Below are 12,339 nucleotides of genomic sequence, written 5' to 3'. Positions count from 1 at the left end.
CAAAAGAACCCGCAATGCATGATTGTTTGATACATGCATTGCGGGTTCTTTTGCGTATTGTTTGACACTATTGAAAATTATATGGGACAGGACTTGCCTGCTCAGTTTCCAGCCATAATCATGCTTTCATAAAGCGAAACGGGCCACTCGCTCCACGGAAATTGGGCGGGAGGTAATGAGTGAAAGCTCATATCCTCTTTGCTGACTGGATGCGGTGCACCGGCAAGCAAGGACCAGAGAGCAAGCTGTTGACCGGGGCGGCTCAGACTGCCGCCATATTTTTGATCCCCGTAGAGAGGACAGCCGATTGCCTGCATCTGCACACGTATCTGGTGCGAACGTCCGGTATGCAGTTTAATCTGCACCAGACTGAGTCCATCTACTTGCCCAAGCACGCGATACTCCAAAATAGCTTCCTTGGCGCCAGCCGTGCCGGGACGGACAGCCTGAACGGTGTTCGTGCGGCTATCCTTTAGCAGGTAATGGGTTAGACGGCCTTGTGGAGCTGTGGGAACACCATTCAGGACCGCTGTATACATTTTGCGAAAATGGCGGCCTCGAACCGACTCTGACAACCGAGAAGCAGCTTTGGACGTCTTGGCAAAGATCATGGCTCCGCCTACAGGGCGATCCAGTCTGTGAACCAGACCCAAAAAGACGTTGCCAGGCTTATGGTGTCTGATTTTAAGGTCTTCCTTCAGTAACGACAGCAGATCAGGATCTCCGCTGGCATCCTCTTGTGTCGGAACATTGACGGGCTTTACAACCGCCAAAACATGATTGTCCTCATATAAAACAGGAATGTTCGGCTCTGCAGGCCCCTGTCGGGTAAGTTCATCTGGAGTCATAAGAGGAATTAAGCCTCCCAGCGTCCGAGAATACCGCAAGGTAAATTCAATCCCGAGCGCGTGATCGGTAAGCCGATTTCACCAGCGCTAATTTGCCCGCCGTATTTTTGTTGCATGGTCATGCTCAGCATATTATGCAGTACGGTAGGTGAAATACCAGTGGTATAGGAGTTGATCAGCACAAACAATGGTTGATCCGAGATGATGCTCATGCAGGATTCCAGAAACGGATACAGGCTTTCTTCAAGCTTCCATGTTTCTCCGTTCGGTCCGCGTCCGTAAGAAGGAGGGTCCATAATAATCGCATCATAACGGTTGCCTCTGCGCTGTTCACGTTGCACGAACTTAAACACGTCGTCTGTAATAAAGCGTACCGGACGGTCGGCTAGACCGGACAAATGTACGTTCTCTTTTGCCCACTGTACCATGCCTTTGGCGGCATCCACGTGAACTACGCTGGCTCCGGCATATGCTGCGGCCGTAGTGGCTCCACCTGTGTAGGCAAACAGGTTCAGTACAGAAATCGGTCTGCCTGCACCTTTGATTTTATCCATCATCCAGCTCCAGTTCGCTGCCTGCTCCGGAAAAAGACCGGTATGCTTGAAGCTGGTCGGTTTGATGTGGAATTTAAGGGGGCCGTAGCTGATCGTCCAGCGATCGGGAATAGGCTTCTTCATATCCCATTGACCGCCCCCGGAAGAACTGCGGTGGTAATGCCCATGAACATTACGCCATTCAGCTGTTTCCTGGGTCAAAGGCCATATGATTTGCGGATCGGGACGACGCAGGACAATATCGCCCCAGCGCTCCAGTTTTTCGCCACCGCCAGTATCCATAACTTCATAGTCTTTCCATCCTTGTGCTACATACATGTACAATCCATCCTTCAGCAGTCAATTCAGGATTTTGGCAGCACACTGCACAAAATCCCCATATGGAATCTATTGTACAACAAACCTTAGCAACAATCGAATGATTCCATCAAAGTAACAGTCTGGTGAGGAGGGCGAAAATATTTTTTTCAGATGTACTTGTAATTAGAGCGCTTCCATATTAAAATGAAGTCAATCTCACTTGTACGTACAACTATCTATTTTTCAGTATAATAATGAAAAAATGAGATAGATTGTACGTACATAATAGTTCTATATATTATACAGCTGCAATTATACTTATTTCCTGACAGGAGGAATTTTGAATTATGAAACCGTTTAAATTTTGGTTTGCTACAGGAAGCCAGCATTTATATGGACCTGAAACGCTTGAACAGGTACAAGAGCATTCCCGCAAAATAGTAGAAGGATTGAACCGTAGCGGTCATCTGCCGTTTGAAGTTGTATTGAAACCTGTACTGACGAATTCCGACGCAATCCGTCGTTTGATCATTGATGCGAATGGGGATGACCTGTGCGCAGGGATTATTACCTGGATGCATACGTTTTCTCCAGCGAAGATGTGGATTGCCGGCTTGACGCGTTTGTCGAAGCCTTTGCTGCATCTGCATACTCAATTTAACCGTGATATCCCTTGGGATAGCATCGATATGGATTTTATGAACCTGAACCAATCCGCACATGGTGACCGCGAATTTGGCTTTATCGGTGCCCGTTTGGGTGTAACCCGCAAAGTCGTTGTTGGTTATTGGGAGGAAGAAGGAGTTCAAAAGCGAATTGGCAGCTGGATGTCTACCGCGGCTGCTTATAGCGAAAGCCAAAACCTCAAAGTAGCACGTTTTGGTGATAATATGCGTGAGGTGTCCGTTACTGAAGGTAACAAAGTAACCGCTCAAGCCCAATTAGGCTGGTCGATCAACGGCTACGGCGTGGGTGATCTGGTTGAAATCGTTAATAACGTGACAGAAGGCGAAATTAGCGCCTTGTTCGAAGAATACAATGACCTGTATGAATTATCTGCAGCAGCGAAGCAGCCGGGAGCGGTTCGTGATTCCATTCTGGAACAGGCTCGTATTGAATTAGGCATGAAGAAGTTTCTGGAGGATGGGGGCTTCGGAGCTTTTACAACAACGTTCGAAGATCTGCATGGACTGAAGCAGTTGCCTGGTTTGGCTGTTCAGCGTTTGATGGCTCAAGGCTATGGCTTTGGCGGTGAGGGTGACTGGAAAACAGCAGCATTGACACGCCTGATGAAGCTGATGGCTAACAATGTGGATACTTCCTTTATGGAAGACTATACCTACCATCTGGAGCCGGGCAATGAGCTGATTATGGGATCACATATGCTGGAGGTGTGTCCTACCATTGCTGTAAACAAACCGCGTATTGATGTTCAACCGTTGGGTATTGGCGGTAAAGCCGATCCGGCTCGTCTTATTTTTGAAGGTAAACCGGGTAACGCACTTGCGGCGTCCATCATTGAATTGAAAGGCCGCTTCCGCCTGATCATTAACCAACTTCAGGCTGTGGAAAATAAAAATAAAATGCCTAAGCTGCCTGTAGCCAGTGTTTTGTGGAAGCCGGAGCCTTCGCTCGAGGTATCCGCAGAAGCATGGATTCATGCGGGTGGAGCGCATCATACGGTATTGTCCTATGCTGTAAGCACTGAGCAATTGCTGGATTATGCTGAACTGACAGGCATAGAAGCTGTTGTTATTGATAACAACACGAATATTCGCCAATTCCGTCAGGAGCTGCAATGGAATGAATTGTGCTGGAGAAATAAATAAGTAAAAGCTATCAATAAGCAAGCTCCTTATAAAAGCTGCTTACTCATAGGTTTGATCAGCGAACAGCCGCATGTGATGCGGCTGTTTTGCGTATGTTTTTACTATGGATAAGACTCTTTTCTGAAAATATATTTGACAGTGAGAATCATTATCAAATATTATTTGGGTAATAGGGAATGAAAGCATCCCATATTTCAAGTAAAGGTGAGGGATGAACTTGGGTAAAATTTTGATTGCTTATGCCAGTTTGACAGGTAATACTGAGGAAATTGCGGAATTGATTGCCGAGGGCGTTCGCCAAGCGGGTCATGAGGCAGAATTAAAGGCTTCGTATGATTGCAACGCGCAGGAACTGCTCGATTATGATGGTTTCTTGCTGGGTGTATATACTTGGGGAGATGGTGAGCTTCCTGATGAATTTTTAGATTTTTATGAGGAAATGGACGAACTTGATCTGTCAGGCAAAAAGACGGCTGTATTTGGCAGTGGAGATACTTCTTATGAGCAATTCTGTGGTGCGGTTGATTTGGTGGAAGAAAAAGTTAAAGAACGCGGGGCTTCAGTGATTCAGGAGAGCCTGAAGATTGAATTCAACCCATTGGATGATGACAAGGAAAATTGCCGGGCTTATGGAAGACAATTTGCACAGGCGGGTATTGGAGTGTCCTGAGATGAGAGTGAGGGATAGGTATGCGTAATAGCGATAGCTTAAGCGGTTATCCTCTTCTGCACGACTATCAGCTTGAGGAGATGTGGAGAACGCCGCAGCCAATCCATCCGTCACAGGCAAAACGCGGGCGTGAGGGCTGGAATTGGCGGCAACGGGTTCAATATGCGGTAGGCCATGCGCTGAACGAATACTTTGGAATGGAAGTAGAGGTGCGGCGGGAAGTACCCGTCCAGTATGTGCTGGAGAAGTGGTGGCCCAAGCAGCCAAACGGCTTTGAATCGTTGTTCCACTATTGGGACATCAAAAATAAAGTGTCAGGTGAGTTGTCTAAAATATGTGCTTTAAACAAGGACCTGCTCACGCCAGTGATGCTGTATGAACAATTTTGCACGTCAGTGCCTGAACTCAAGGTTGATATTTCGCTTATTGTCCAGGCTGCCTGGCAGCTATCAGCTGGAGCCGATTCCTTACTGATTCAAAAGTATATTGTGGATTATAATCCTAATGTTATTTTTACATTTCAGCATTTGACGAATGTATTCTGTCATTATGCATTTGGAGATCTCCCACAGCTTATTGAGGTCTATTGTTTGCTGGAAGGCAAGAAGATTCGCTGTATGCCGGGGCCTGCCTCTTTGCAGCAATCATTGGATTACGTACAGCTTTTGCGGGATTCTATGGACGATATCCATAGGAGAACAGAACGCTGCCGTTGTAGGAATTGTATAGGACAGCAAATATCCCAGGATAACGGAACGAATAAGAACAAAAAAGAGGAGCAGGAGGCGAAAAATCGTAAACCGAGTTATTCCATTTCATGAAGGGCCTTGGAAACAAGGTTCTTTTTTGTGAAAAAAAATTATGAAATAAATGAAAATTTGTATTGCCTGAATAGATAAATGTATCTATAATATTTCAATGTACGATATTTATATGAAAATATTTAAATATCAAGAAGACGGGTTGTGGAGCATGGATCAGCTTGTCCTATGTACATAGAATAAGACCTGTCTTTTTGCATGGTATGTAGCCATGCGTTATTTACGTTCTAAATTTGGTTTAATGGCCTAATATTTCAATTTTAAAATATTAGCGTTGAATAATAAAAAAATTTTTTGGACAACAGGGGTGGAGCAAGTGAGTAAGAAAACTGTATTGCCGATTCTCATCGTACTGCTTATTCTGAGCGGTGGAGCTATTGGCTATTATTATTGGTATCAGGCAACACACTTTGTTAAAAGTGACGATGCGCGCATTCAAGCCGATCAGTATAAGGTGATGCCGCAAATCTCCGGAGAGATTAGCCACATTGACGTGGAAGAAGGCGATGTACTGCAGCGCGATGAACCGATTGCCGAGCAGGATGTATCGGGACTGGATGCAAGTATGATCAGCAAGTCTGTACTGCGTGCGCCGATCAGCGGAACTGTTATTAAGATTTATTCCAAGGAGCATGAAATCGGAACACCAGGTAGTGCTGTAGCGACTATGGTTGACATGAACAGCCTGTATGTGTCCACGAATATTGAAGAAACCGATATTAACCGGATTAAACCAGGGCAGCTTGTTGACATTACGCTTGATGCAGCAGGTGATCAGGTCATTCAAGGTAAGGTTCGCAAAGTGGGTGAAGCTTCAAATGCAGTGTTCTCGCTCGTTCCTGCAGTGAACACAAGTGGTAACTTTAATAAGGTAACTCAACGTGTACCTGTAGAAATCGCCGTGAACAAGCCAAAGGATTTGAAGCTCATTCCTGGAACGAACGTGGAAGTAAAAATTCATACATCTTAAAAAGGAGGGGTCCATGTGGCTGCCAATGAAACTGCTGCTGCTCCTTCGACAGATTCCTCCAAAGAACGCTGGCTTGCCTTTTTTGCTATCGTTTTAGGCGCCTTTGTCGCCATTCTGAACAACAGTCTGATCAATGTCGCCATTCCCCGATTGACGACGGATTTAGGATCAACGACGACACGTATTCAGTGGGTTATTACAGGTTACACGCTTGCATCCGGCGTAATCGTCCCGATTACCGGATATATGGAGCAGCGTATCGGCTACAAAAAGTTTTTGATTCTTGCCCTCAGCGTGTTCTCGCTGGGAACAGGAATATGTATTTTTGCATGGAGTGATTCTTCTCTGATCGCGGCGCGTGTGCTGGCTGGTCTGGGAGGCGGTGTCATTATGCCGCTGAGTATGACGATTATTTACAAAATCATGCCGCGTGAACAAATTGGGATGTCCCTTGGTATATGGGGGATCGCTGCAATGGCGGCGCCAGCTGTAGGACCTACGCTGAGCGGATACTTAATTGAATGGTTTAACTGGCGTTTTTTGTTTATTGTCAGTCTGCCTATTGCCTTATTTGCCATTTTAATGGTTATCCTCCTCATCAAAGAGCCGCCTAAAGTAAAGCCAAAGCCGTTTGATCTACCGGGCTTTTTGCTGGCCGCAACTTGTGCTGGAACACTGTTGTACGCACTGACAAACGGTCAGCGTGATGGCTGGACTTCTTTTGGAATTGTATCTCTGCTGTTTATTTCTTTCTGGGCACTTGTCTTTCTCATCTATGTAGAAAGCGGCAAGGATAATGCTGTAATTGAAATTTCATTATTCAAGAATTCAAGATTTACGATTAGTGTTATTGCCTCCAGTCTGGTCATGATGGGGATGTACGGAGGAACGTTTTTGACACCGTTATTTTTGCAAAATATTCAGCGTGTGTCGCCAATTGATACGGGTATTATCCTCATTCCACAAGCCATTGCCATGGCGGTTATGATGCCTATTGCCGGGCGGCTGTTCGATAAGTTCGGTATTGTGCCTTTGGGACTTGTCGGTCTGACACTAACCAGCTTTATGACGTATCATCTTCATCAACTTACGCCAGATACTTCGCATGCCTGGCTGGAAACGGTAATGTCATTACGGGGGCTGGGAATTGGTATTTGTATGATGCCATTGTCCACGGTCGGTATGAACGCTGTTCATCCGAGCAAGGTAGGCAATGCATCTACTGCATCCAATCTGGTACGTACTGTTGCTTCATCTATGGCTATCGCGGTGCTGACCTCGATCATGCAAAGTCGTTCGGCAGCTCATGCCCAACAAATTTCGGAGACTGTTACACCGGACGCGGCTCATACGCTACAAGCGACGTTGGGCAACTCATGGATGTCATCCATAAGTAGTTTAATTACACTGGATGCCACATCGAGAGGAATTGGGGATACATTCCTTATTTCATCCATACCGCTGTTTTGCACGATTCCACTCATCTTTTTGTTTATTCAGAGGAAGAAAGCAAAGACACAGCCGGAAGCTTAATAAAGAGAAGTACAAAAATATCGACTGGATGGCTTACATTATTTCCACGGACAGAAAGAAAGGGAATTATCATGAAAATATTGAGAGTAGAAAGTACATTAGCGGCTTTGGTCCTCAGCGGCGCAGTGTTGGCAGGCTGCTCTAGTAACAGCGGAGCAGCGCAGGACATGGTTGTTCCGGTTAAGATCAGCCAAGCGCAGCAGGGTATCATCGGACAGGGGAACATTTATACAGGTACGGTCACACCTTCGGAGACGGTAAATATCGTGCCTAAAGTAGGCGGTAAAGTGGTTCAATTACCTGTAGATATTGGCTCGGAGGTCAAAGAAGGTCAAGTGCTGTTCAAGCTTGATGATAAGGATATGCGCAACAATGTTGCGAAAGCCCGTGCAGCAGCAGCGGCGGCGGCTGCCGGGGTAAGCAGTGCTGAGGCATCCCATGAGTCGTCCTTGGTTCAAGCCAACTCTGGCGTAGTACAGTCCAAGAGCGGTATGATTCAATCCCAAAGTGCAATCAATCAGGCGCAGGGCGTTATTAACCAGGCCACTACAGCGTTAGAACAAGCGACAAATGGTGTCTCCACGGCGGCCAATACAGTAAAACAAACACAACAAGCCTTGGCAGACGCTCAGAAGAATGTGACACGTACACAAAGCCTGTTTGATGCAGGTGCAAGCACCCAAGCTCAACTAGAACAAGCAAAAACAGCTGCCGTGAACGCGGAAGCGGCCTACAAAAATGCACAAAATGCACAGGCTAATGCTCAAGATCAGCTGGTAGCTGCACAAAAGGCACTCACTACAGCCCGTAACGCCTATGATACAGCAAAAAATAGCTATAGTAATGCCAACAACGGCTACAGCAATGCACAAAATCAGCTTAAGGTATCTCAAAATACTGCGGTCATTGAGTCTAGCCAGCAAACTCTCAAGCAGGCTCAGTTGAATGTAAGTATTGCTCAAGATGCACTGAACGATACTGTAGTTACATCACCAATCAACGGTATTGTTGGGACAAAAAATGCAGAGGTAGGCGAAATGGTATCTGCTCAGGCTCCTGCACTGGTCATTGCCAATCTGAGTACAGTCAATACACTGATCTATGTTCCAGCTGAACAGATCAACAATGTTAAAGTGGGTGACAAGGTACAGGTTCGTGTAGCAGCATCCAATATTGTGACAACTGGTACAGTTAAAAATGTCAGTCCGTTAGACGCTAGCGGTAAAGGCTATCCTGTAAAAATCTCGGTAGCGAACCCGGATATGAAACTGAAATCCGGCATGCTGGCAGATATCAGCTTCGTCGCTGCCAATGCGCAAGAAGGCATTGTCATCCCTACCGCAGCTGTTCAAAAGGAGCAAGGTAAAGAATATGTATATGTTGTAAACGGAGACCATGCAAAACGCAAGGAAGTGAAAACCGTTCAAACGACAGGCTCACAAACACTGGTTACCAGTGGCTTGAGCAATGATGAGAATGTAATTGTGAATAACCTGGCATTGCTGTCCGACAATACACCAATTACAATCAGCCAATAAATTGGTCTAGAGACTAAGTTTTGTTTTTCGTACTATATATTCGTGCTTTATAATAGCGAGATTTATGAAAAAGAATATGAGCAGGACAGACCGCAGCTGTTTATCGGTCTGTCCTGCTTTTATTTTTTCGCATATTTTACATAGGATTAATGTCGGAAAGAGGCTATTTTTGACGAACATTGGTATGATAGGATAGACTGAATTGGAAATAGATAGTCTACTAGATGGGATTTATTACATTCTCAGATGAGCGATCGGAGGAATTGTAAAAATGGAAGTGAAATTAGTAGTTGATTTTGATGCTTATGAGGATGGCCAAACGATGGCTAAATCCATTGAGGAGCTGGCAGCCAAGCCAGAGAGTGCTGAGGTTACGGAGCTAATTATTGGCGATTGGGGCGGAGCCTATGAAAATTCGCCTGAGGATTTTATCCCGGTGCTGGTGCAGCATAAAGATCAATTTCCGAAGTTGCGCAAGCTGTTTATCGGCGATATGGAATATGATGAGTGTGAGGTTTCATGGATAAATCAAACGAATCTGTCCCCGTTGTTAGAAGCGTTTCCAGCACTGGAGTCTTTTTATGTCAAAGGAAGCCAGGACTTGAGCTTGGAGCCGCTTCGCCATAGCCGCCTTCAGGAATTGGTTATTATTTGCGGTGGTCTGCCGGTCAGCGTCCTTCAGCAAATATATCATGCCGAGCTGCCAGAGCTGCGCAAGCTGGAGCTGTATTTGGGTGTGGATCAATACGGTTTTGATGGTAGTCTGAAAGATGTTTTACCGTTTTTGAACAATAATCCATTTCCCAAACTTACATACTTGGGGCTAAAGGATAGCGAAATACAGGATGAAATTGCGATTGCAGCAGCTAATGCCCCAGTCATCGAACAATTGGAAGTGCTGGATCTGTCTCAGGGTACATTATCCGATAAAGGAGCAGAGGCTCTACTGGCTAGTGAAAGTATCAAGGGGTTGAAGCATCTGGATTTGAGCTATCATTATATGTCCAGTGAAATGATGCAACGTTGGAAAAGCTCTGGACTATCTGTGAACGTAGATGATCAGCAGGAAGCAGATGAGGAAGATGATTGGCGTTATCCATCATTGACTGAGTAATCTTATTTGAGGTGGCTTTATGGTTGGAATATCAGACAGTAGTGCCGGCGAGCCATTTATTTTGTTCGGTAATCCGGGGAATCGCCGGACCACGGGTCTACAAGCGGCGCGTAGCAGGTTGAAGCTGTCGCCAGCAGTGGAGGTTACCTATACAGAAGTGCTGCGAGCCATTCGAGAGAAACGCAGTCTGGGTGAGCTGATGGCTCAAATCGCTGCACAAGCTGCACCAGATGGCGTAAATGGTAGTGTGCATGTGCAACAAAGCATCGTTCAGGTACTAACGAGGCAGGCGGACATTAGTCCGCTGCTTCGTCTGGATGCGCCGGGCGAAAGCTTTGAGGTAGAGCGTGAGCTGATCGCTCTTGGCGCCCCGGATGCTGAAGGGGATGATTCTCTGCTGCCAAGCTCGGGATGGACACAAGGCACAGGTATTTCGGCAGCAGAAGCGCGTCGTCTGCAGGAGCAGCACGGCCGTATTTGGCACCCGGAACAATGGTTCCGGGGCTATTGCCGTCTGCTGGCCTGGCTGCGGCATGAAGCGGCGCTGCTATGGCCCTTGTCACGCTGGATGAATGATCCGGCGGAAGTGGCGATGATGTTCGATAAGCGGCGTTGCAGCGTCGTGTTAGGCAAGGCGGGCATAAGGGTTCCACCAGTGCTTTTACCATCAGATGGAGCATTCCGTGACGCTGCCGATCTGCATAGGACCATAAAGGAAAGCAGATTTCACCGTATATTTGTGAAAATATTTTGTGGTTCCGGTGCTTCTGGAGTGATGGCCTATCAGGTACATCCTCGGACACAGGCAGAGCTGGCAGTGACCACAATTGGCACGGAAATTGTACAAGGTCAGCGTGTATTTTACAATGCCGGACGCTTGCGCCGTTATACGGACAAGCAGGACATTCATGCCATCCTGGATTGGCTGTGCATGGAAGGGGTACATGTGGAGCGCTGGATTCCCAAAGCGACCCTGAACGGGCGCGTGTATGATGTACGCCAGCTTGTGTGTGGAGCAGAGGCTTGCCATGCGGTTCTACGTTTGAGCCGCAGTCCCATTACGAATCTGCATTTGCGTAATAAGCGACTTTTGCTGGAGGAGGCCGGCTTGTTACCGGATAAGGTGGAAGCGATCCAATCGACTGCGGAAGCCGCCATGAGTGTTTTTCCGGCCTCCAGTGTCGCTGGACTGGATGTACTGGTTCCGGCTCATGGCGGCCGTCCCTACGTTTTGGATGTAAATCCCTTCGGTGACTTGCTGTACCGGGTTCAATATAAGGGTTGGAATCCGTATGAATGGGAAATGCTCCAGCTCACCAATAGAAGTGCGGCTTTGAAAGGAAAGACTAATGATGACTGATATGAACCAAATTGTCGGCTCTCATGATATTGTCATGATTACGCTTGATACGCTGCGATATGATGTAGCGAAGCTGGAGGAAGAGAACTGTCCGAATTTATGCGGCTCCGGACCGTGGGAAAAGCGCCATACACCCGGCAGCTTTACCTATGCCGCACATCATGCTTTTTTTGGCGGATTTTTGCCGACTCCTGCGAATCCGGATAAAGCATCACACATCCGGCTGTTTCATACAAAGGACACAGGACTGCGCACGCATCCATACACCTGGCTGTTTGATGCTCCGGATATTGTGTCCGGGCTGGAAAACGAGGGCTATCGAACCATCTGCATCGGTGGCGTTATTTTTTTTACGAAGAAAAATAAGCTGGCCAAGGTGCTTCCTGGGTATTTTCAAGAAAGCTACTGGCGTATGACCTTTGGTGTTACAAATCCCCGTTCGACGGAGCATCAGGTGAATCATGCCTTGAAGCTGCTGGAAAAGGCAGACCCGGCACAGCGCTTGTTTTTGTTTCTGAATGTATCAGCGATCCATGGACCTAATCATTATTTTGTAGAGGGTTCTGTTAAGGATTCAGTGGAGTCTCAGCGAGCGGCCTTGCGGTATGTGGACGGGCAACTTGGCCGCTTGTTTGATGCTTTACGGAAGCGGGGCAAGACGTTTTGTATGGCTTTTTCAGATCATGGCACGGCTTATGGTGAGGATGGCTACGAAGGGCATCGTCTGGCGCATGAGGTAGTATGGAATGTGCCTTATCGCGAATTTGTTTTGTAAGGTCAAAGAAATATAAATTGCACTGGT

General features: G+C 46.8%; 11 protein-coding genes. 9 read left to right on the top strand and 2 right to left on the bottom strand.

Annotated elements, in window-relative coordinates; translation table 11 throughout:
• Nucleotides 1-101 precede the first annotated feature (101 nt).
• Both GCU48_RS25830 and GCU48_RS25825 read right to left on the bottom strand, forming a co-directional pair.
• Nucleotides 102-848, bottom strand: coding sequence for an RluA family pseudouridine synthase (locus GCU48_RS25830; protein WP_025718728.1), 747 nt, complete (start codon nt 846-848; stop codon nt 102-104).
• An 8-nt stretch (nt 849-856) separates the two neighbouring features.
• Complete coding sequence (locus tag GCU48_RS25825) at nt 857-1,720, bottom strand: class I SAM-dependent methyltransferase (RefSeq protein WP_025718729.1); 864 nt, start codon at nt 1,718-1,720, stop codon at nt 857-859.
• A 329-nt stretch (nt 1,721-2,049) separates the two neighbouring features.
• Here GCU48_RS25825 and araA point away from each other — a divergent pair, with 329 nt between their 5' ends.
• From araA to GCU48_RS25780, 9 genes are all read left to right on the top strand, one after another.
• Nucleotides 2,050-3,531 carry an L-arabinose isomerase gene (gene araA / locus GCU48_RS25820; RefSeq protein ID WP_152381950.1) on the top strand — a complete coding sequence of 494 codons (1,482 nt, stop codon included), beginning with the start codon at nt 2,050-2,052 and terminating at the stop codon, nt 3,529-3,531.
• A gap of 211 nt (nt 3,532-3,742) precedes the next feature.
• The gene (locus GCU48_RS25815) at nt 3,743-4,201 is read left to right on the top strand and encodes a flavodoxin (RefSeq protein WP_152381949.1); all 459 of its coding nucleotides are present in this window, start codon (nt 3,743-3,745) and stop codon (nt 4,199-4,201) included.
• A 20-nt stretch (nt 4,202-4,221) separates the two neighbouring features.
• On the top strand, nt 4,222-5,022 hold the full coding sequence (locus tag GCU48_RS25810) for a hypothetical protein (protein ID WP_152381948.1): 801 nt from the start codon (nt 4,222-4,224) through the stop codon (nt 5,020-5,022).
• A 316-nt stretch (nt 5,023-5,338) separates the two neighbouring features.
• Nucleotides 5,339-5,992, top strand: a complete 654-nt coding sequence (locus GCU48_RS25805) for an HlyD family secretion protein (protein ID WP_025718734.1) — start codon at nt 5,339-5,341, stop codon at nt 5,990-5,992.
• A 15-nt stretch (nt 5,993-6,007) separates the two neighbouring features.
• The gene (locus GCU48_RS25800) at nt 6,008-7,525 is read left to right on the top strand and encodes a DHA2 family efflux MFS transporter permease subunit (RefSeq protein WP_152381947.1); all 1,518 of its coding nucleotides are present in this window, start codon (nt 6,008-6,010) and stop codon (nt 7,523-7,525) included.
• A gap of 71 nt (nt 7,526-7,596) precedes the next feature.
• Nucleotides 7,597-9,063, top strand: a complete 1,467-nt coding sequence (locus tag GCU48_RS25795) for an efflux RND transporter periplasmic adaptor subunit (protein ID WP_152381946.1) — start codon at nt 7,597-7,599, stop codon at nt 9,061-9,063.
• Between the two features lie 271 nt (nt 9,064-9,334).
• On the top strand, nt 9,335-10,177 hold the full coding sequence (locus GCU48_RS25790; RefSeq protein ID WP_152381945.1) for an STM4015 family protein: 843 nt from the start codon (nt 9,335-9,337) through the stop codon (nt 10,175-10,177).
• Nucleotides 10,178-10,196: 19 nt separating this feature from the next.
• Nucleotides 10,197-11,537: an STM4014 family protein gene (locus GCU48_RS25785; RefSeq protein WP_152381944.1), complete on the top strand. Its 1,341-nt coding sequence runs from the start codon at nt 10,197-10,199 to the stop codon at nt 11,535-11,537.
• The gene (locus tag GCU48_RS25780; RefSeq protein WP_152381943.1) at nt 11,530-12,312 is read left to right on the top strand and encodes an STM4013/SEN3800 family hydrolase; all 783 of its coding nucleotides are present in this window, start codon (nt 11,530-11,532) and stop codon (nt 12,310-12,312) included. Before GCU48_RS25785 ends, GCU48_RS25780 begins: the two co-directional genes overlap by 8 nt.
• Nucleotides 12,313-12,339 lie beyond the last annotated feature (27 nt).

The sequence above is a fragment of the Paenibacillus brasilensis genome (assembly GCF_009363115.1).
GTDB lineage: Bacteria > Bacillota > Bacilli > Paenibacillales > Paenibacillaceae > Paenibacillus > Paenibacillus brasilensis.
This window is presented reverse-complemented; position numbering and strand designations above follow the sequence as displayed.

What these genes read in the sequence shown, in the direction of transcription:
- GCU48_RS25825 (WP_025718729.1), bottom strand. Translation starts at nt 1,720, where the DNA reads ATGTATGTAGCACAAGGATGGAAAGACTATGAAGTTATGGATACTGGC.
- GCU48_RS25785 (WP_152381944.1), top strand. Translation starts at nt 10,197, where the DNA reads ATGGTTGGAATATCAGACAGTAGTGCCGGCGAGCCATTTATTTTGTTC.
- GCU48_RS25790 (WP_152381945.1), top strand. Translation starts at nt 9,335, where the DNA reads ATGGAAGTGAAATTAGTAGTTGATTTTGATGCTTATGAGGATGGCCAA.
- GCU48_RS25815 (WP_152381949.1), top strand. Translation starts at nt 3,743, where the DNA reads ATGAACTTGGGTAAAATTTTGATTGCTTATGCCAGTTTGACAGGTAAT.
- GCU48_RS25810 (WP_152381948.1), top strand. Translation starts at nt 4,222, where the DNA reads ATGCGTAATAGCGATAGCTTAAGCGGTTATCCTCTTCTGCACGACTAT.
- GCU48_RS25830 (WP_025718728.1), bottom strand. Translation starts at nt 848, where the DNA reads ATGACTCCAGATGAACTTACCCGACAGGGGCCTGCAGAGCCGAACATT.
- araA (WP_152381950.1), top strand. Translation starts at nt 2,050, where the DNA reads ATGAAACCGTTTAAATTTTGGTTTGCTACAGGAAGCCAGCATTTATAT.
- GCU48_RS25795 (WP_152381946.1), top strand. Translation starts at nt 7,597, where the DNA reads ATGAAAATATTGAGAGTAGAAAGTACATTAGCGGCTTTGGTCCTCAGC.
- GCU48_RS25780 (WP_152381943.1), top strand. Translation starts at nt 11,530, where the DNA reads ATGACTGATATGAACCAAATTGTCGGCTCTCATGATATTGTCATGATT.